The organism is Pseudomonas sp. GD03858, assembly GCF_029840925.1.
Taxonomy (GTDB): Bacteria; Pseudomonadota; Gammaproteobacteria; order Pseudomonadales; family Pseudomonadaceae; genus Aquipseudomonas.
In genome coordinates, this window is the sequence record NZ_JAOCDM010000009.1 from 45,199 (window position 1) to 65,176 (window position 19,978).

Here is a 19,978-nt window from a genome sequence, read left to right on the forward strand (position 1 = left end):
GAAGCTCCCACAGGGATTGTGCATACAGCGCTGGATCTGGCCTGCTCAACCCGAGCTGGCGCGCAGGCGTGCCACGTCGCGTATCGGTGGTGCGCCGTACAGGCGGCTGTATTCGCGGCTGAACTGCGATGGGCTCTCGTAGCCCACCCGATAGCCCGCCACCGCCGCCTCCAGCCCATCGTTGAGCATCAGCCGGCGCGCCTCCTGGAGGCGTAGCTGCTTCTGATACTGCAGCGGGCTCATCGACGTCACCGCCTTGAAGCGGTGGTGCAGGGTCGAGGTGCTGAGGTTGACCTCGCGTGCCAGGTCCTCGATTCGTAACGGTTCCTGGTAATGCTGGTTGAGCCAGGCAATGGCCTGGCAGACCCGGTGGGTCTGGCTGTTGGACAGGGCTATTTCGTACAGGCGCCAGCCTTGCGGGCCACGCAACACCCGGTACATCAACTCACGACGTACCAGTGGGGCGAGCACGGCGATATCGCGAGGCGTGTCGAGCAGACGCACCAGGCGCAGCAGGGTGTCGAGCAGCTGTGGATCGCTCCTTTCCACGAACAAGCCACGGCCGGCGGTCTGGCCGGGCACCAGCATCGGCCCGCTTTCGGCGATCAGTTGGCTGATCTGCGCCGGATCGATGTCCAGGCGCACGCCGAGGCAGGGGTTCTCGGGGCTGGCTTCGAGCAGCGCACCGGTGACGGGCAATGTCACCGAGACCACCATGTAGTTCAGCGGGTCATAGGTATAGCGCTCGTCGCCGAGGAACAGGGTCTTGCTACCTTGGGCCAGGATGCACAAGGCCGGTTGGGCCAGGGCGGGCATGCCGCGCACGTTTTCCTCGTAGCGGGTCAGGTACAGGTCGTCGATGGCCGACACCGGGCCGTAGGGGCCGTGGGCGTGGCGCTGGATCAGTCCGGCCAGCTCCTGGCGTTGCTGTTCCAGGATCGGGTCGAGGGGCATGGATGGCGTCATGGCGGGTTTCCTCTGGTGACCGGGGCAGCATAGGTTTGGGCAATGGCCGACGCTAGTCGAAAGCTGCACAGCGATTGCCTGATCCTGCCGCGCTGCAGGATCAGGCAATCGGCCGACAGTAATGACCTAACGTCGCGCGCGGGGTGGCGGCTAACCTTGGCAGCCTGGTTTTCCCGTCCGCAGCGCTTCAAGGAGATCGTTCATGACCCAGCAACAACCGGTCACACACCTGGCTTTCATCCGCGCCAGCAACGGTCGATCCGCAGAGCTTGGCGTGCGCCTGCGCGACCTGCTCGAGCCTTCGCTGCGCGCGCCCGGCTGCCTGAGCTTCAGTGTGCAGCGCTCGCAGGTCGATACCGACCTGTGGCTGCTCAGCGGCAGTTGGCGCGACCAGCAGGCGATGAGTGGCTACTTTGCCTCGCCGACGCTGGCGGTGTTCGGCGAACTGGTGCAGGAGCAGGTGGTCAGCAGCCTGGACCTGCACACCTTCGCCTAGCGTGTAGAATGCCGCCCCTCGATCACACAGGCGGAGTGCAGCATGGCACGTAGAGAATTCCCCCACTTCGAAGCGGTTTCGGCGATGGTCCCGGTGCAAGGTGGCGGCTACCACGCGGCGATCGCCGTGAAGGCCCTGGGCTTGGGCGGCGCGCCGCGTTTTCACAAGGTGCTCGATGGTCAGGTGTTCCAGTCGGCGATCGCGGCCGACGAGGCCGCTTGTGCCGAACTCGAACGTCTGCAGGGCGTGGGCGAGGAAGGCGAACTGATCTTCTGATCAGGCCTGTGGCCGGGCCATCTTGAACAGCTCGCCCAGCGCGAAGTAGTCGGCCGGGCCGCCACCGCGCAGGATCGGTTCGGCGGCGGCGGTGTCGTAGATGCCGGCCTTCAGCAGGTGCTCGGCAATGTGCACCGCCACCACCTCTCCGAGAATCAGCCAGCTGGGAACCAGCTCTTGATCGGCGCGCTTGAGCTGGACGATCTGGCTGACCTTGCATTCGAAGCTCACCGGACTTTCGCCGACACGCGGCACCTTGACTACGTTCGAGGCGGCCGGCGTCAGGCCGCTGAGCGCGAACTCGTCGACATCCGCCGCCACGGCGGCGCAGCTCTGGTTCATCTGCTGTGCCAGGGGACGGGTCGCCAGGTTCCAGACGAACTCGCCGGTCTGCTCGATGTTGTTCAGGCTGTCTTTGCGCCCGACGCTGCAGAAACCGACGATGGGCGGGATGTAGTTGAACGCGTTGAAGAAGCTGTAGGGCGCCAGGTTCAGGCGACCTTCGCGGTCGTGGCTGGAGATCCAGCCGATGGGGCGCGGGCCGACGATGGCGTTGAACGGGTCGTGGGGCAGGCCGTGGCCTTTGGCGGGTTCGTAGTAGTACATCTGCGCAAGGCCGCGAGGCCCTTCCTGGTTGGGAACGAGGCGCCTAGTGTGCCAAGGCTTTGCCCGGCTGGAAATGATCAAGCCCGGCCGAAGCCGGGCTGGTAGCGCGCATCGAGGATCAGCCGATGCGGTGGCCGTTGGTGCGGTCGAAGCCGTCTTCGGCGAAGCGCTGGCCGCCGGTGCGGTCGAAGCCGTCTTCAGCGAAGCGCTGGCCGCCAGTACGGTCGAAGCCGTCTTCAGCGAAGCGCTGGCCACCGGTACGGTCGAAACCATCTTCCGCGTAGTTGGCTGCCTGGGTCTGTACGGCAGCGAAAGTGTGGGCGCCGGTACGGTCGAAGCCGTCCTCGGCGAAGGCGCCGCCAGCCAGTACCGAGAGGGCGAGGGTGAGGATCAGTTGGTTTTTCATGGTCGTTGCTCCGGTGGATTGCGAGGGTTTGTTGTTTCTATGAGGTCAATGCTACGCCTATTAAACTGATTAAAAAGCGCAAAAAATCACACATAAAAATCGATTTATTCGATTTGTTTTGGCGCGGGTTATCTCAGGACACTGCCATTGGCGCCCCAACCACCGTCCAGCACCGTTCCCATCTGTTTCGAGAGGGGCAGGCCGGTGGCAGGGCCATTTCAGAATGGCCCCAGGCAGTTAATTGGGAATTAAGGGAAGAGACGGCTTTTCTCTGGATGGCGACCTGCTGTCGGTCAGTGACACGAGGTGCGGCGGGCGGTCGAGTTGTTCAGGGCGTTCGTCGACCAGCCCCGCTCACGTCTCTTGAGTCGTCACCGTGTAGCGGGTGCTACGCCCACCACCTGGCAGACGGGCCAGGCAGCGCTTGTCCAGCAGGTCGGCAAGGTGCCGGGTGGCAGTGGCCTTGGAAACCTTGGCCAGCGCCTGGTACTGGCTGGCGCTGATACCGGCTTCGAAACCGCGAGGCCCACCATCGAGCAGGCGATTGAGTACCCTGACCTGTTCGGGCAGCAGGCCGTCGCCACGATGGATCAGCCAGAAGCGTGCCTTGGCCAGCACCCGGTCGATGCGCACCAGCGCTTGCTGGAGACTGCGCAGCAAGGTGGCAAGGAACCAGGCCAGCCAGCGCGTGACATCCAGGTCGCCGCGCTGGCTGCTTTCAAGGGCCGCGTAGTAGCCGGAACGATCCTCGAGGATGCTGCTGGACATGGCGTAGAAACGCACCGCCCGCTGCTCGCCCTGGGCCAGTGCCAGGTCTGTGATGGCACGGGTCAGGCGGCCATTGCCATCGGCGAAGGGATGCAGGGTGACGAACCAGAAATGGGCGAGCCCCGCCCGCAGCAGGGGATCGAGTCGCCGATCGTTGCGGCTGCTCTCGAACCAGTCGAGAAACAGCTGCACCTGTTGTTCCAGGCCTGCACGCGGCGGCGCTTCGAAATGCACCTTGGGTTTGTCGATGCGCCCCGATACCACCTGCATCGGGGCGGCGTCGCGCCATTGGCCAACGGGCAGGGCAGGGGCGAGCGAATCGTCATTTTCGGGGAACAGCCAGCGGTGCCAGAGGAACAGCCGCTGCTGATCCAGCGGGCGAACATAGCCCATCGTCGCATCCAGCATCAGCTCGGCCAGGCCTTCGCTGCGTGTCGTGGTCGTCCCAGGTTCGCCAATGCCGAGCCGGCGGGCCAGGGACGAGCGAACGGACTCCACATTGAGCTGTTCGCCTTCGATGGCCGAGGACGTGACAATGTTTTGCAGCAGAGTGTCGAGCGTATCGAGGTTGGCATTGGCCTCGGTCACCGCCCCCGCTCTGCCCAGCAGGCAGCCCTGCGCCTGCACGCAGTCTCTGAGCAAGGTCGTGAGTTGCGACTCGTCCCAACGAAAGTCGGGCCAGTCGGCCTGCTGCCAGACCCAGAAGGTGTCTGCAGAGGTGTGCTCTTTAGGACTCATGAGCCGAATAATAGCCATATTCGGCTCATTGTGTGAGCCGAATACGGCTATTATTCGGCTCACCCACAAAAAAGGGGCGCCTCGTCATCCGGGGCGCCCCCTTTTTACGTTCAGTGAACGAGGATCAGTCAGTGGTGATCCGCGAGTGCTGCTTGGTGTCCTTCATGGTCGCGTACACCAACAGCGAGCAGGCGATGCAGCCGGTGACGTACCAGTAGAAGCCGGTCTCCATGCCGATGCTCTTGAACCACAGGGCCACGTACTCGGCGGTTCCACCGAAGATCGATACGGTCAGCGCGTACGGCAGGCCGACGCCCAGGGCACGGATCTCGGTGGGGAACAGCTCGGCCTTCACCACCGCGTTGATCGAGGTGTAGCCGCTGACGATGATCAGCGCGGCCATGATCAGGAAGAACGCGCCCCACCAGGTCTGGATGGTGTGCAGGGTGCTGAGGATCGGCACGGTGAACAGGGTGCCGAGCACGCCGAAGGCGATCAGGATCGGGCGCCGGCCGATCTTGTCGGACAGGCCGCCGATCACCGGCTGCAGGCACATGAACAGGAACAGCGTGGCCGCCGAGATGGTGGTCGAGTCGCTGATGCTCATGCCCACGGTGTTGACCAGGTACTTCTGCATGTAGGTGGTGTAGGTGTAGAAGGCCAGGGTGCCGCCCATGGTCAGGCCGACCACGGTCATCAGCTCTTTCGGGTGGCGCATCAGGGTGCGCATCAGGCTTTCCTTGGACTTCTCCTTCTTGGTGAAGGAGGCGGTCTCTTCCATGCCGCGGCGCAGGTAGAGGGCGACCACCGCGCACAGTGCGCCGATCACGAACGGCACACGCCAGCCCCAGGCGTACAGCTCCTCGGTAGTCAGCGTGTTCTGCAGGACGATCAGCACCGCCAGGGCGATGAGCTGACCCGAGATCAGGGTCACGTACTGGAAGCTGGAGAAGAAGCCACGGCGTTCCTTGCTGGCCATCTCGCTCAGGTAGGTGGCCGAGGTTCCGTACTCGCCGCCCACCGACAGGCCTTGCATCAGGCGGGCGATGACCAGCAGAACCGGTGCGGCGACGCCGATGGTCTCATAGCCCGGGGTCAGGGCGATGACCAGCGAGCCTGCGCACATCAGCAGTACCGAGGCCATGAGCGCGGCCTTGCGGCCCTTGCGGTCGGCGTACAGGCCCATCAGCCAGCCACCGATCGGGCGCATGAGGAAGCCCACGGCGAAGATCGCGGCGGTGTTGAGCAGTTGCGCGGTGGTGTCGCCGGCCGGGAAGAAGGCTTTGGCGAAGTACAGCGAGAATGCGGCGTAGACGTACCAGTCGTACCATTCGACCATGTTGCCGATGGAGCCACTGAAGATCGATTTGAGGCGGGAGGCGGTGGATTTTTCCGCGGCAGGTGCAACGGCTGCCCCGCTGGGCAGAGTGCTGGCGTTATCCATCAGGGATACCTTCTCGTTGTTTTTGTGGAGCGCGCTCGCGGCGCAGCTTGAGAAGGGTTTTGCAGGAGCTGTGCCAAATGGGGGCGCAGTGATCCGTTTGGGTGCGTCTTGGGCAGTTCAGCTCCCCCGCAGCCCCTGTAGCCTGCGGGTTGTGCAAATCCCTGCAGGAGCGGGCTTGCCCCGCGAAGAGGCACTTCGGAGCATCAATGGATGAGCGGAAATTTGCTTGTTTCGGTGAATGGGTAGGCAAGAATCCGCCTATTCACGCTCGAGAAAGTCCTCCCGAGCCAGCCCATGGCGCTGCATTTTCTCGTTGAGCGTGCGCCGCGGCAGTTGCAGCGCCTCCATCACGCCCTTGATCTCGCCCTTGTGCTGGCGCAGCGCGGCGCGCAGGCACTGGGCCTCGAAGGCTTCCATCTGCTCCACCAGCGATTGCCCGCTCGGTACCGCCGCCAGGTTCGCTGAATCCAGCCCCAAGGTATGGCGTTCGGCGGCATTGGCCAGCTCGCGCACGTTGCCCGGCCAGTCGTGGGCGAGCAGCCGGGCCAGTTGCGCCCCGCCCACAGGTGGCGTTTCGCGTCCGAGGCGTTCGGCGGTGGCGCGGGCGAAATGCTCGAACAGCAGCGGGATGTCTTCGCGGCGTTCGCGCAGGGGCGCCAGGCGCAGTTCGGCGACGTTCAGGCGGTAGGCCAGGTCTTCGCGGAAACGTCCGGCGCGAGCCTCTTCCAGCAGGTCGGGCTTGGTCGCGGCGATGATCCGCAGATCGATGGCAATGCTCTGGTTGGCGCCGAGGCGTTCGAGTTTCTGCTCCTGGATCACCCGCAGCAACTTGGCTTGCTGGGCCAGTGGCATGCTCTCGATCTCGTCGAGGAACACGGTACCACCGTTGGCGTACTCGAGCTTGCCGATGCGCTTGCCCTGGGCACCGGTGAAGGCACCGCTTTCATGGCCGAACAGCTCGGCTTCGAACAGCGTTTCGGGAATGGCCGCACAGTTGAGCGCGACGAACGGCTTGCCGGCACGCGGGCCGAAATCGTGCAAGCAGCGGGCCACGCGCTCCTTGCCGCTACCGGTTTCGCCGCGGATCAGCACGTTGACCGGCAGGCCGGCCAGGTCCAGCACCTGGCGCCGCAGCTGCTGCAGGCCCTGGGACATGCCCAGCAGGGTGCCTTCCAGTTGCGCCTTGAGGTCGGCCCGCTCGTGCAGGCGGCGGTTCTCCAGCACCAGCTGGCGTTTTTCCAACGCCCGGCCAAGGCTGCTCATCAGGTGCTGTGGGGTGAAGGGCTTTTCCAGGAAGTCATAGGCACCGCTGCGCATCGCCTCGACCGCCATGGGTACATCGCCATGCCCGGTAAGCAGGATCACCGGCAGGCCGGGGTCGTCCCGTTGCACGCGCTCGAGCAATTGCAGGCCGGACAACCCGGGCATGCGCACGTCACTGAGGATCACCCCGGGGAAGTTGCGCGGCAACTGCGCCAGGCATTCCTCGGCGCGGGCGAACAGCTGCACGCTGAAGCCCGACAGGCTCAGCCACTGTTCCACCGCGCTACGGATGCTGGCTTCGTCGTCGACGACGATCACTGAGTTCAACATGCAGGCTCCAGGTCGCGGGGCAGGGTGAGGCTGAAACGGGCACCGCCCGGCAGGTTCTCGACCTGCAGGCAACCCCCGGCATCGCTGACGATGCCATAGGAGATCGCCAGTCCCAAACCCAGCCCTTCACCCACCGGCTTGGTAGTGAAGAAGGGGTCGAAGACCTTGGCCAGGTCACACTCGCGGATGCCTCCGCCAGAGTCCAGCACGCTCAGGCGCCATTGCCCATCGTCGGCTTCGATGCGAATCTCCAGGCGTTTGTAACGTTTGTCGGCCATGGCGTCGAGGGCGTTGCGCAGCAGGTTGATCAGCACCTGCTCCAGGCGGATCGCGTCGCCGCGCACCCACGCTGGCCGTGCCAGGTACAGCGCCACTTCTACCGCCTCGGCGCGGATACGGGCATCGAGCAGGTGCAGGGCCTGATCGACCACCAGCGCCAGGTCGAGGCGTTCGCGCAGGCCGCCAGGGCTGTTGCGGGCGAAGGTTTTCAGATGACCGGTGAGCGCGGCCATGCGCGTGAGCATCTGTTCCAGTGGCTCCAGGGCCTGGCGCGCTTGCTCGTGGCGACCATGGTCGAGCAGCAGCCGCAGGGTTTCCAACTGCATGCGCTGAGTCGTCAACGGCTGGTTGATTTCATGGGCCAGCGCTGCCGACATCTGCCCCAGCGCCGCCAGCTTGGCCGACTGCACCAGGCCTTCCTGGGCGGTGCGCAGTTCGCGGGTGCGCTCTTCGACCTGGCGCTTGAGCTCTTCGCGGCTGCGCTGGCGCAGCCGGGCCAGGCGCAGGCGCTGGCTGACGAACAGGGCGGCGAACACCAGGCTCAGCCAGATCGCCGCGGCGGCCAGGGCGGCGTTGCGACCATCCTCCGCGACCTGCGGCTTGCGCAGCAAGTGCAGGGTCCAGCCTTCTGCCTCCAATGGCAGGCTCTCCCAGAGGTATTCGGCAGTGCCGTCCGGGCCTTGCACACGGGTCAGGTGGCTGGTGTCGGTGAAGCGCGTCAGGGCCTGGTGTTGCAAGGGCACCAAGGGTTGCTTGTCATACTGGCGGGTTTCGGCCAGCTCGGCGCGGTCGGCGCCGGACAAGGGGTGCAACTCGCGGTAGCGCCAGCCGTCCTGGTTGGCGATGAAGGTGATGCCGCGGGCGTCGCTGACCAGCAGGATATCGCTGCCCTGGCGCCACTCGCGCTCGAGTTCGGGGAACTCCAGCTTGACCACCATGGCGCCGAGGAAGCGACCCTGTTCGTCGGTCACAGCGCTGGACAGGAAATAACCTGGTACGCCGCTGGTCACGCCGACCGCGTAGAAGCGCCCGCTGCCCTGGCTGCGAGTCTGCTTGAAGTAGGGGCGAAAGCCGTAGTTGGAGCCGACGTAGGTGGTCGGTAGGCGCCAGTTGCTGGCCGCGATGGCCAGGCCGGTGCGGTCGAGCAGTTCCAGGGTCGAGGAATTGGCGGCGCCGTTGATGCGTTCGAGCTTGCGGTTGAGGGCATCCTGCACCGGTTCGGTGACCGGGCCACGCAGGGCGTCGATCAGCTCCGGATCCAGCGCCAGCACAGCGGGCAGGGCACGGTAGCGCTCGATCAGGGTGTGCAGCGCGTTGGCGTACAGGCTCAGTTGCTGGCTGGCCCGGCGAGCGTCGGTTTCCATCGCCTGGCGCTTGGCCTGTTGCATGGCCCAGCCGGCGCTGAGGCCGGTACCGAGCAGGATCAGCAGGATGATCAAGCCCAGGCGCAGGGTGCGGAAGGATGAGGGCATGGGGCGGATCCGGGATCTCGGTTGTCTGTGTCGGCCTCATCGCCGGGCAAGCCCACTCCCACGGGGTTTCGTGCATCCCCTGTGGGAGCGGGCTTGCCCGCGAATCGGCCGGACTTGCTTAGCGCAGCTCGAAACTCTGCTGTTGCACCGTCTGCGAATCGAGCCCGATCTGCACGTCGAACTGGCCCGCTTCGGCAACCCGTTGCAGTTGACCATTGTAGAACTTCAGGTCTTCCTCACTGATGTCGAAGGTCAAGGTTCGCGCTTCGCCGGCCTTGAGCATCAGCTTCTGGAAGTTCTTCAGTTCCTTCACTGGCCGGCTCATCGACGCGCTCTCGTCGCGAATGTAGAGCTGCACCACGGTCTCGCCGTCACGCTTGCCGGTGTTCTTCACGGTCACCTTGGCTTGCAGGGTGGCGCCGCGCTCGAGTGTCTTGTGCGACAGCTTCAGTCCGGACAGTTCGAAGTTCGTGTAGCTCAGGCCGTAGCCGAACGGATACAGCGGGCCATTGGGCTCTTCGAAGTACTGCGAGGTGTAGTTGCCCGGCTTGCCCGGCGTGAACGGGCGGCCGATGCGCATGTTGTTGTAGTACATCGGGATCTGCCCGACCGAGCGCGGGAAGGTGATGGCCAGGCGTCCGGAAGGGTTGTAGTCGCCGAACAGCACGTCGGCGATGGCGTTGCCGCCTTCGGTACCGCTGAACCAGGTCTCGAGGATGGCGTCGGCCTGCTCGCGCTCCCAGGCGATCGACAGCGGACGACCGTTCATCAGTACCAGCACCAGGGGCTTGCCGGTGGCCTTGAGCGCCTTGATCAGGTCACGCTGAACCGCCGGAATCTCCAGGGTGGTGCGGCTCGAGGATTCGTGGGACATGCCACGGGATTCGCCGACCACGGCGACCACCACATCCGATTGCTTCGCCGCCTTGACCGCTTCGTCGATCAGCACAGCGGCTGGGCGTGGGTCGTCGATGATCTCCGGGGCGGCGAAGTTGAGGAAGTTCAGGTAGTCGAACATCGCCTTGTCGCCGGTGACGTTCGAACCCTTGGCATAGACCACCTGGGCCTTGCCGGCAACGGCGCGGGCCAAGCCTTCGCGCACGGTGACCGAGTGCTCCGGGCGACCGTCGGCGGCCCAGCTACCCATCATGTCGATCGGCGCGTCGGCCAGCGGGCCGACCAGGGCGATGGTGCCGGCCTTTTTCAGCGGCAGGGTCTGGTCGCGGTTCTCCAGCAGCACCAGGCTGCGGCGGGCGACGTCGCGTGCGGCGTCGCGGTGCAGGCGGTCATTGCCGTAATACTCCTCGAGGTCGGTTTCGGCCTTGCCGATGCGCACGTACGGATCCTTGAACAGGCCCATGTCGTACTTGGCACCGAGCACTTCGCGCACCGCCTGGTCCAGTTCGGCCTGAGTGACTTCGCCGGACTTGAGCAGGCCCGGCAGTTCCTCGCCGTAGAGGGTGTCGTTCATGCTCATGTCGATGCCGGCCTTGATCGCCAGCTTGGCGGCCTCGCGGCCATCGCGGGCCACGCCATGGCGGATCAGTTCCTGGATGGCGCCGTGATCGCTGATGGTCACGCCCTTGAAGCCCCACTCCTTGCGCAGCAGGTCGTTCATCAGCCAGGTATTGGAGGTGGCCGGCACGCCGTTGATCGAGTTCAGCGCCACCATCACCCCGCCGGCCCCGGCGTCGAGCGCGGCGCGGTAGGGCGGCAGGTAGTCGTTGTACATCTTCGGCAGGCTCATATCGACCGTGTTGTAGTCGCGCCCGCCCTCCACCGCGCCATACAGGGCGAAGTGCTTGACGATGGCCATGATGCTGTCGGGATTGGCCGGGCTCGAGCCCTGGAACGACTTGACCATCACCTGGCCGATTTTCGAGGTCAGGTAGGTGTCTTCGCCGAAGCCTTCACTGGTGCGGCCCCAGCGTGGGTCGCGGGCGATGTCGACCATCGGCGCGAAGGTCATGTCGAGCGAGTCGGCGGCGGCTTCGATGGCCGAGGTGCGCCCGACCTTGGCGATGGCATCCATGTCCCAGGTGGCGGCCAGGCCCAGGCTGATCGGGAAGATGGTGCGCTCGCCGTGGATGGTGTCGTAGGCGAAGAACATCGGGATCTTCAGGCGGCTGCGCATGGCGGCGTCCTGCATCGGCCGGTTCTCGGGAGCGGTGCGCGAGTTGAAGGTGCCGCCGATGCGTCCGGCGGCGATTTCCTCGCGGATCTTCTCGCGGGGCATCTCGGGGCCGATGCTGATCAGGCGCAGCTGGCCGATCTTCTCGGCCTCGGTCATTTGCCCGACCAGGTGATCGATGAACGCCTGCTTGTCCTGCAGGGGCGCGGCGGTGGGGGCGGCAAGGGCCGCCTGACTGGCAAGGCCCATGGCCAGGCCCAGCAAAGACAGTTTCATCATCAATTCCGTTGTCGAGTGTATGCGGTTGATCGAGACGTTTCGCACGCCTGTTGTTGTAAGGGCCGCTGGCTGTTTTTCGGATCATTCTCCAGGATCCGGTGCAGGCGCGGATTATGCCTTATATGGGGCGCTTGTTGAGATACACTCTCGCCACCCGAGTGCCGGGATAACAATGACAAGAACGCTCGAGAGACGATGGCATGACCGAATACGAACAGCGGCAGATCGCCGAGGCGATCGCCCGCGCCGAGCGGCGCACCGACGCGGAACTGGTGACGGTACTGGCCCGTCGCGCCGATGACTTCCCCTACCTGCCCCTGCTCTGGGCCGCCTTGCTGGCCCTGCTGGTGCCGGGTGTGCTGCACCTGTGGCTGGGCGGTATCGGGGTCAACGGCCTGTTGCTGGCACAGATGCTGACGTTCATCGGGTTATGCCTGCTGCTGCGTCACCCGCGTCTGGCGGTCTGGGTTGTGCCGACGGTATTGCGCCGCCGGCGTGCTTCCGGGCTGGCCCGACAGCAGTTTCTCGAGCTCAATCTGCAGCGCACGGCGGGTGCGACCGGGGTGCTGATCTTCGTCAGCGAGGCCGAGCGCCATGTCGAGATCCTGGTCGACGAGGGCATCGCCCGGCACTTGCCCGAGCAAGCGCGAGAAGCGATCGTCGCGCGGTTCACCGAACAGGTGCGCCATGGCCAGACGTTGCAAGGGTTCGTCGAGTGCATCGAGGCCTGTGGCGAGCTGCTCAGCGAGCATGTGCCGCCGACTCATGCGCGCAATGAGCTGCCCAACCGCCTGGTGATTCTCGACTGATCCGTGCCGTGGGCGCGGGGTCGCCCGCGCGGCAGGCCCGCGGCGGCAATCCGACCAGCCCGCTGCCACAGGGGTTCGCGATGAGCCGGCATCGACGTAGAATGCCCCGCATTGCGCATCGCGCCCCCCGCATTTCGAGGCACCCGTTCCCATGTCTTCCCCTTCTTCTGCCCCCTGCGCGCCGGATGCGCGTGCCCAGTTCCTGACTCTGCTGGCCGATGCCCTGGCCGATGGCAGCCTGGGCAAGCTGGTGCTGGCCCGCCACGTCGGCGCCGACCAGACCCTGCAACGGATCATCGCCAAGCCGGTGCAGCTCAAGGGGCAGGCCTGCCTGCAACTGGTCTACCGCCACCAGACTCGCGACATCACCCGCAACCTGCCGTTGGACCAGGCGCAGGCGCTGGTTGCCGAACTGTTGCCGGAGAGCTTTCGCAACGCCCACCTGTTCACCGTCGCAGGCGAAGTGCAGCTGGGTTTCAGCAAGAAAGGCAAGCCGATGTTGCAGCGCCACCTGGCGCAGCAGGTCCAGTCCGAAGCGGCCACGGCCGGACATGACCGGCAGAAGAAGCGCTACCTGGAGCTGTCGCGGCCGTTCCTGCGCGACCTCGGGGTGACCGACGCGCAAGGCGCGCTGATCCCGTCGATGTCGCGCAAGTGGAAGCAGATCAACAAGTTCATCGAAGTCTTCGATCACGCTCTGGCGGGCGCGCCGGTCGCGGCGGACCAGCTGTTGCGGGTGGCCGACTTCGGCTCGGGCAAGGGCTACCTGACTTTCGCCATGCACGACTACCTGCGCAATACCTTGGGACGTGAGGCGCAGGTCACCGGTGTCGAGCTGCGCCCGGACATGGTCGAGCTGTGCAACGCCGCCGCCGCGCGCCTGGAACATCCGGGCCTGGTCTTTGAATGTGGCGATGTGCGCAGCGTGGTGCCCGAGGCCATCGAGGTGATGATCGCCCTGCATGCCTGCGACATCGCCACCGACTACGCCATCCATACCGGTGTTCGCTGCAACGCCGCGATCATCATGTGCTCGCCATGCTGCCACAAGCAGATCCGCCCGCAGATGCACAGTCCTGGCCTGCTGCAGCCGATGCTGCAATACGGCCTGCACCTTGGGCAGCAGGCCGAGATGCTCACCGACAGTCTGCGTGCCCTGTATCTGGAGGCCTGTGGCTACGAGACCAAGGTCTTTGAGTTCATTTCGCTGGAGCACACCAACAAGAACAAGATGATCCTCGCCGTCAAGCGTCGCCAGCCACAGGACAACGCGGCCCTGCTGGAGAAGATCGCCGAACTCAAGGCGTTCTATGGCGTGCGCGAGCACTGCCTGGAAACCCTGCTGCTGGCGGATGGGCTGATCACCGGTTAGGTCAGCTGCAAGCGTTTCCCTGTTTGCGATAGGACGCTTCTGAAGCGCTGGTCGTGGGGCGGATGAATGGTGTGCGCGATCTAGGCTGGGTCGGGATGACGTCTGTCGGCGTCTCTTGGTTGTCACTTGACAACCATGTTCTCATGTCCATACTGGAGCGCAACCGATGGCCCGTCCCACGCACCCCAACAAGGAAGTCGAGCAGACCCTGATACACGCCGAGGCGCAGGGTTGGAAAGTCGTGGTACGAGGCGGCCATTGCTGGGGGCGCATCTATTGCCCCAACAACGATCGCGAATGCCGTTGCGGCGAGTTCTGCATCACTAGTGTGTGGAGCACACCGAGAAACCCGGGCAACTTCGCCCGTCAGTTGCGGCGAATCGTCGACAACTGCACGTCGGCGCGCGGTATCGTCAATCAGCCTGTGGAGCACATGTGATGGAGTATGAATTCACTCTCAAGTACCAGTTGACCGGTGACGAAGATGTCGATGCGCTGATCGAACGGCTGGGGGAGGACGGTTGCGATGACGCCGTGATCGGTATCGGTCAGCCGGGTCGCCTGGCGTTGGCCTTCGTCCGTGAAGGGGCGAGCGCCCAGGAGGCGATGCATGGCGCCCTGGCGGATGTCCGGCGTGTGATACCGCATGCCCGGTTGATCGAGGCCAGCCCTGATCTGGTCGGCCTCACCGACGTGGCTGAACTGGTGGGCGTGTCCCGGCAGAACATGCGCAAGCTGATGCTCTCCCACCACCGCAGCTTCCCGGTACCGGTGCATGATGGCAGCCTGTCGCTCTGGCACCTTGCCGAGATCCTGTCCTGGATGCAGGAGCGCGGCAACTATGCCATCGCCCAGACCCTGCTGGAACTGGCCCGCACGGCGATGCAGGTGAACGTTGCCAGGGCGCAGGAACGCGTGGCAGGAGGACGATGATGCAATCCCTTGCATCATCGTCGCTCGCCGGGCTCAGAAGAACCGGGTCACGCTGATCTTGGCGTTGCGCCCGACGGTATAGGCGTTCTCTCCCGACAGTTCCGGCCTGACAGCCTTGTTGAACAGGTTGTCCACGGTCAGGTTGACCTCGGTCCCTTTCAGGTACGCCTGCTGCGGTTTCCAGTTGGCGAACAGTCCGTGGATCTCGTACTTCTCGTTGCCGAAGTTGTCGTAGTAACGGTCGCCGAGCGCGCTGGCCGGGCCTTCGAAGTACTTGTCGCTGGGCAGGTGGCGGGTGGCGCCGACGAATTGCGCGGTCCAGCCTACACGGGCGTCCCAGGCCGGAATCTTCACCCCCAGGGTAGTGATCCACTTGGGCGCCGGTACGTCCTTGGCCCACACGTCCGGGCCCCACGGGTTGGTGTAGGCGCCTTCATGGCGGCCTTCCATCCAGGCGTACGACACGGCACCGAACAGGTAGGTGGAGTCGTAGAACGTCTCGATCTCGAAGCCTTTGTAGACCACGTCGCCGATGTTGCGGTAGTTGCCCATCAGGCCGCCGCCGCAGGTGTTGGCGATGCTGCCGCCGGTGGCCAACTGCTCCTGGCAACCGACACCGGTGGCCTTGAAGATCTCGTCGGTGATCTTGTTGCGGAACAGCGTGGCGCGCACCTGGGCGCTGTCGCCCTGGGTGAACACGTTGGAGAAGTCGCTGATGCTACCCACGCGCACGCCGGTGATGCGCTCCGGGTCAAGGTTGCGGCTGGTCGACGTGCGGCTGCCCACGCCTTGTACTTCGTACTGTTCATCCAGTACCGGTGCGCGCCAGGTCTTGCTGTAGTCGGCGAACAGCGCGGTCTGATCGCTGACCTTCCAGAACAGCGACAGACGCGGCGACCAGCCGCTGTAGGTCTTTTCGCTGTAGTCGTGCCCAGCCTGCGGGTTGTTGTAGTAAGGCGCCTGGTTGGGCTTGCCTTCGTTGGCGACATGATCGTAGCGCAGCGACGGGGTGATGGTCAGGCTGCCCAGGGTGATGGCGTCTTGCAGGTAGTAGCCCTGGCTGTCGACCTGGCCGCTGGGCATGAAGTAGGGCTGGTAGTGGCCATAGTTGTACTTGGGCACTTCATAGGTCTTGCCGGGCATCCACATCTGCGTGTCGCGATCATGGCGGCGAACCTGCACGCCCGCGGTCAGCGCATGTTCCAGCGGGCCGGTGAGGAAGGTGCTGGTGTTCTTCACATCGAGCATGCGGTCCTTGTACTCGGTGTCCATCTTGCGACCGCCGGTGGCCGGCTGGAAGAACGCCGTGGCTTCGCGCTCGTCGGTCTGCTTGGTGTCGGACTCGGAGTACTTCACCTGCAGGTCGACCCACGGATTCTCGATCGGCTGGTACTTGTAGGTGGCCGACCAGGTGGTATCGGTCGTGGTGCGGTTGGCCAGGAAGCGCTTGAGCGAGCCGTCGTAGCCGTACTTCTTGATGTCCGCAGCGCTCGGTGGCGCCGGGTAGGCCGTGGAGGCGAAGGTGGTCCAGCGTTCACTCTCGGAGCGCGAGTAGGACAGCCCCAGGCTGTGCTCGTCGGTGAAGTGGACATTGCCCTTGAGCAGCACACCGTCCAGGTCCAGGGCGCTATAGGGCACGCGCTTGGGGTTGACCGGCCACTGGTTGTTGGGGTCGGGCAGGTTGTCGGCCATCTTCAGGTTGCCGCCGTCGCGCTTGGTGTAATAGACCAGGCCATCGAAGCGTCCGTCGTCGCTGCGACCGAACAGCGCCGAGCTGTAGATCTGCTGGTGGTCGTTGCTGGCATAACCGTACTTGAGCATGGCGCCACTGTTGCGGCCTTCCTGCAGCAGGTCGCCGGCATCCTTGGTCTCCATGTTGACGCTGCCGCCGAAGCCACCGTTGCCGGTCTTCACCGAGTGCGGCCCCTTGTCCACTTCGATGTGCTTGATCAGCTCCGGCTCGATGAAGATGGTGCCTTGCTGGTAACGCTCGAAGCCGCTCTTGGGCGCGCCGTCGAGGGTCATTGGCACGTCCTCGGCGTCGCCCAGGCCCCAGATGTTGATGGTCTGGCCGCCCGGCTTGGACGAGCCGCCCATGTTCACGCCCGGCAGGGTGGCGAGCACGCTGGGGATGTTGTTCGGCTGGTAGCGGTCGATCTGTTCCTGGTCGAGGGTCGAGCGCCCGACGTTGCCCGGGTCGACCTGCTGGCCGTCGCCGACGATGCTCAGGGCGCCGAGCTGGATGCTGTTGTCGGCGCTCGGATCGTCCTCGCGCAGACGCACCACATACGTGTTGCCCATGCGCACGACATTGAAGCGGCTGCCGATCAGCAGTCGGCTGATGGCCGCTTCAGCCTCGAAGTCGCCCTTGAGTGCCGGGGCCTGAGCCGCGCCAAGCAGGCCTTCGTCGAACAGCAGCTGGACCTTGGCCTGCTGGGCCAGCTGGCTCAGCGAGCGGGCCAACGGTTGCGCAGGCAGGTCGAACGGTACCGGGGCGGCTTCGGCGGCCAGGCTCACGGCCAGGCACAGGGCGAGCAAGGTAGGTCGGGCAGGCAGGCAGTGCAACGGACGCAACGCGGACAACATGGATTCCCCCAAACGGCAAAAGGCCGGAAAAAGCCCGCCATCACGCGGCAGGCGAGGAGGAAGACGCGTCTTTGCGAAAATACCTCACCTGCGAATGATAAAAATTCTCAAATTATTTTGCGCGTCGCTCGATACGCAGACGGCCGTCGGCCAGCAGGGTGGTCTTGACCGGTAACAGGGCGGGCAGGGCGTTGAGCAGCGCGTCGGGGTCATGCACATCGAGATTGCCCGACACCTTGTAGCGGCCCAGGGCCGGATCGGCCAGCACCACCGGGTGCTGGCGGTACAGTCCGAGTTCGTCGACCAGGCTGGCCAGTTCACGGTTGCGGAAGCTCACATGGCCTTCGCGCCAGCCGGCGACTGGCTGCTCGCCCAGCTCCTGGCGAGTCAGACTGCCTTGCGCCAGATCGTAGGTGGCGCCTTGGTGGGCACCGAGCAACAGCGGGGCGTTGCGCTCACCAGGCGTTTCGAAGGCGACCTGGCCGTGGGCGACGGCGACCACCAGTTCGCGGTCGCCGCGACGCAGATCGAAGCCGGTACCGACCACTCGCACCCGACCGCTGCCGGCGTCGACGAACAGCGGGCGTTCCTTGTCGGGCGCGACGTCGATGTACAGCTGGCCATGATCGAGGTGGATCAGCCGGCGTTCGGCGCTGAAGTCCAGGCGCAGGCGGGTCTGCGCGTTCACGTACAGCTGGCTGCCGTCGGGCAATTTCAGGCGTTGCGCTGACTGCACGGCGGCAATGCGCTGGCTGAGCGGCTCGCTGCCGGCGCCTGGGTTGCCGACCACTACCGCGCACAGCAGCGCCGCCGCTGCCGCCAGGGCCGGGCGCCAGCGGGTCGGGCGGCGGACCGGCAGCGGGGTCGGGCGACTGGCCTGCTTGAGTGCCGCCAGATCGTCCCACAGCTGTTCGAACTGGCGATAGGCGCGCGCGTGCTCCGCTACCTGCATCCATTGGGCAAATGCCTTGCGCGCCTCCCGCGAAGGGGCATTGCGGTTGCGACTGAACCAGCTCGCCGCCTGGGCGTCGATCGGGGACGGGTCGAGCTCGTCGGTGGGGGTCATGGGGACTGCTCCGTGCCGGTGTCACTGTCCAGGCGTTGCTTGCATTGCAGCAGGGCGGCGGCGATGTGCTTTTCGACCATGCTGACGGAAATGTTCATGCGCTCGGCGATCTGGGCCTGGGTCAGGCCTTCGAAACGGTGCAGCATAAGGGCTTCGCGCCGGCGCGGCGAGAGCTCGGCGAGCACTTGGCGCAATTGATTCAGCCGTTGTTGCTGCTGGGCGTGGTCCAGCGGGTCGTTCGCCTGCGCAGGCAGCTCGTCGGGCAAGGCGTCTTCGGCCAGCACCACCTGGCGTACCTTCTGTCGCCGCCAGTGGTCGCTGAGCAGGTTGCGCGCCACCTGGAACAGGAATGCCCGGGGCTGCTCCACCTTGGCCCGGTCCCGGTAGCCCAGCCACTGGGCGAACACGTCCTGGGTCATGTCCGCGGCATCGCTGGCATTATCCGTGCGCTTGCGCAGGAAATGCAGGATGTCGGCATAGAAACCTCGGCAGGCTTCTTGTGCGGTGGTGGGGTCGGGTTTGGGGCGCTGCATGCACGCTTTCCGGAGCTGGCAAGAGGAAAGGGTGCGGATCTTATCGAGAATTATTTACATTTGCAAAATAGTACGATCAACGCCGACGGTTAAGTTCGGCGGGCGCCGCAATGGCCAGGTCGAGGCGCCCCAGCGGGTGGCTGGTGGCATCGAAAAAATGCAGTGAAGTTTGCTCAAGATCGGCGAAGCGCTGAGTAAAGTGCTGTTTCTGATTGATGATCGAGGCTTCGCTCAGTGGCCGGACGGCGATGGCCAGATGCTGTGGACGCGCCTGGCGGATGGCATCGAGCAGGTGCTGGTCGCTGCTGTCCAGGTGTTGTCCGAACAGGCACAGCCCCTCTCGCTCCCGGGCAAGTTGCCCCAGGCTCCAGGACAGATAGTCCGAGTTGCGCAGGGCGCGCAGCTTGTCGTCGCTGCGGCTTTCATTGACGAACAGCGGTACTTCGCCAGGGATGTTGACGGCGAAGCCCTCTAACAGTTCGGCCTGCTCGGCGCTGCGCTGGCGCGTGCTGCCATCGGGCAGCTTGAGCAAGTGCATGCCGCCGTGCAGGTGCAGGACACGAATACCGTCGCCTGGTGCACGGCGAACATCGAAGAAACCCTGTTCGTCGAAGACTGTGGCGAAACCTTGCGGGTCCTCGGCGATCGCCCAGGGCAGGATCAGGTCGTAATTGCTGGTGTAGACCGTGCGGTATTGACGCAGCGCCTGGTTGATCGCCTGGCGCGTCGGGACGGCGAACAGCGACCAGGGCAGGTGGACGGCCCGTACCGCATGGATCAGCGCTTCCTTGATCGAGTAATAGCGGTTCAGTGGCGCGGTGGAGTTGATCGCCAGCGCGGCGTTGGCCCGCACGGTGCTGTTCAGGGTGCTGAGCACGGGCTCGAACAGTTCGCTGCCGAGTGCCTTGAACAACGCCTGGTCGCTCACGCCCAGGGCCTTGTGCCTGACGCGTTGTGCTTCCTCGAACAGCGAAAAGTAGCCGAACGGTTTCCACAGCGCGCGACTGGCGCCATTGCCCAGCAGCAGGGCGTTGCAGGGGTGGCACTGGTTGAGGTCGGCCCAGGCGGGCAGGTGGGCGTCGAGTGCGGGCATGACAGGTCCGTGGGCTGCGGGGAAACGCGGGCGACTTTAGCATGTCATGCGTAATGTGCGAGGCTTGCCGTCCAGCGCAATCCATCGCGCATGGCAAGGGCTCTATTGCAGGGCCTGCCCACTCGTACAAGG

General features: G+C 64.8%; 18 protein-coding genes. 6 read left to right on the plus strand and 12 right to left on the minus strand.

Annotated features, from left to right (window positions below; translation table 11 throughout):
* Window positions 1-45: 45 nt before the first annotated feature.
* Window positions 46-966 (minus strand): AraC family transcriptional regulator, encoded by a 921-nt coding sequence (locus N5D48_RS04475; RefSeq protein WP_279881507.1) that lies wholly within the window; start codon window positions 964-966, stop codon window positions 46-48.
* Between the two features lie 202 nt (window positions 967-1,168).
* On the opposite strand from N5D48_RS04475, the gene N5D48_RS04480 reads away from it, so the two are divergent.
* Together N5D48_RS04480 and N5D48_RS04485 are read left to right on the plus strand one after the other, a co-directional pair.
* Window positions 1,169-1,462: an antibiotic biosynthesis monooxygenase gene (locus N5D48_RS04480; protein WP_279881510.1), complete on the plus strand. Its 294-nt coding sequence runs from the start codon at window positions 1,169-1,171 to the stop codon at window positions 1,460-1,462.
* A gap of 42 nt (window positions 1,463-1,504) precedes the next feature.
* Entirely contained in the window at window positions 1,505-1,738 is a 234-nt protein-coding gene (locus tag N5D48_RS04485) for a hypothetical protein (RefSeq protein WP_279881513.1), read from the plus strand.
* On the opposite strand, the gene N5D48_RS04490 is transcribed toward N5D48_RS04485, so the two are convergent.
* From N5D48_RS04490 to bglX, 7 genes are all read right to left on the minus strand, one after another.
* A complete protein-coding gene (locus tag N5D48_RS04490) occupies window positions 1,739-2,344 on the minus strand; it encodes a flavin reductase family protein (RefSeq protein ID WP_279881516.1) in 606 nt (201 codons plus the stop codon).
* Window positions 2,345-2,462: 118 nt separating this feature from the next.
* Window positions 2,463-2,750 carry a hypothetical protein gene (locus N5D48_RS04495; RefSeq protein ID WP_279881519.1) on the minus strand — a complete coding sequence of 96 codons (288 nt, stop codon included), beginning with the start codon at window positions 2,748-2,750 and terminating at the stop codon, window positions 2,463-2,465.
* 354 nt (window positions 2,751-3,104) lie between these two features.
* Window positions 3,105-4,274, minus strand: a complete 1,170-nt coding sequence (locus N5D48_RS04500; protein ID WP_279881522.1) for a Fic family protein — start codon at window positions 4,272-4,274, stop codon at window positions 3,105-3,107.
* 106 nt (window positions 4,275-4,380) lie between these two features.
* The gene (locus tag N5D48_RS04505; RefSeq protein ID WP_279881612.1) at window positions 4,381-5,682 is read right to left on the minus strand and encodes an MFS transporter; all 1,302 of its coding nucleotides are present in this window, start codon (window positions 5,680-5,682) and stop codon (window positions 4,381-4,383) included.
* A 276-nt stretch (window positions 5,683-5,958) separates the two neighbouring features.
* Complete coding sequence (locus N5D48_RS04510; RefSeq protein ID WP_279881525.1) at window positions 5,959-7,293, minus strand: sigma-54 dependent transcriptional regulator; 1,335 nt, start codon at window positions 7,291-7,293, stop codon at window positions 5,959-5,961.
* A complete protein-coding gene (locus tag N5D48_RS04515) occupies window positions 7,287-9,044 on the minus strand; it encodes an ATP-binding protein (protein WP_279881528.1) in 1,758 nt (585 codons plus the stop codon). The genes N5D48_RS04510 and N5D48_RS04515 overlap by 7 nt, the downstream gene beginning before the upstream one ends.
* Window positions 9,045-9,162: 118 nt before the next feature.
* Entirely contained in the window at window positions 9,163-11,454 is a 2,292-nt protein-coding gene (bglX, locus tag N5D48_RS04520) for a beta-glucosidase BglX (RefSeq protein ID WP_279881530.1), read from the minus strand.
* 200 nt (window positions 11,455-11,654) lie between these two features.
* On the opposite strand from bglX, the gene N5D48_RS04525 reads away from it, so the two are divergent.
* From N5D48_RS04525 to N5D48_RS04540, 4 genes are all read left to right on the plus strand, one after another.
* Window positions 11,655-12,263: a TPM domain-containing protein gene (locus N5D48_RS04525; RefSeq protein WP_279881533.1), complete on the plus strand. Its 609-nt coding sequence runs from the start codon at window positions 11,655-11,657 to the stop codon at window positions 12,261-12,263.
* Between the two features lie 151 nt (window positions 12,264-12,414).
* Entirely contained in the window at window positions 12,415-13,635 is a 1,221-nt protein-coding gene (locus N5D48_RS04530; protein ID WP_279881535.1) for an SAM-dependent methyltransferase, read from the plus strand.
* A gap of 166 nt (window positions 13,636-13,801) precedes the next feature.
* Window positions 13,802-14,074, plus strand: a complete 273-nt coding sequence (locus N5D48_RS04535) for a hypothetical protein (protein ID WP_279881537.1) — start codon at window positions 13,802-13,804, stop codon at window positions 14,072-14,074.
* Window positions 14,074-14,568, plus strand: a complete 495-nt coding sequence (locus tag N5D48_RS04540; protein ID WP_279881539.1) for a DNA-binding protein — start codon at window positions 14,074-14,076, stop codon at window positions 14,566-14,568. Before N5D48_RS04535 ends, N5D48_RS04540 begins: the two co-directional genes overlap by 1 nt.
* 33 nt (window positions 14,569-14,601) lie before the next feature.
* Here N5D48_RS04540 and N5D48_RS04545 read toward each other — a convergent pair whose 3' ends face one another.
* The 4 genes from N5D48_RS04545 to N5D48_RS04560 form a co-directional block, all read right to left on the minus strand.
* The gene (locus tag N5D48_RS04545) at window positions 14,602-17,154 is read right to left on the minus strand and encodes a TonB-dependent hemoglobin/transferrin/lactoferrin family receptor (RefSeq protein ID WP_279881543.1); all 2,553 of its coding nucleotides are present in this window, start codon (window positions 17,152-17,154) and stop codon (window positions 14,602-14,604) included.
* A 112-nt stretch (window positions 17,155-17,266) separates the two neighbouring features.
* Window positions 17,267-18,220, minus strand: coding sequence for a FecR domain-containing protein (locus N5D48_RS04550; RefSeq protein ID WP_279881546.1), 954 nt, complete (start codon window positions 18,218-18,220; stop codon window positions 17,267-17,269).
* Entirely contained in the window at window positions 18,217-18,753 is a 537-nt protein-coding gene (locus N5D48_RS04555) for an RNA polymerase sigma factor (RefSeq protein ID WP_279881549.1), read from the minus strand. Before N5D48_RS04555 ends, N5D48_RS04550 begins: the two co-directional genes overlap by 4 nt.
* Before the next feature lie 76 nt (window positions 18,754-18,829).
* A complete protein-coding gene (locus N5D48_RS04560) occupies window positions 18,830-19,846 on the minus strand; it encodes a DUF4917 family protein (protein ID WP_279881551.1) in 1,017 nt (338 codons plus the stop codon).
* Window positions 19,847-19,978: the final 132 nt, after the last annotated feature.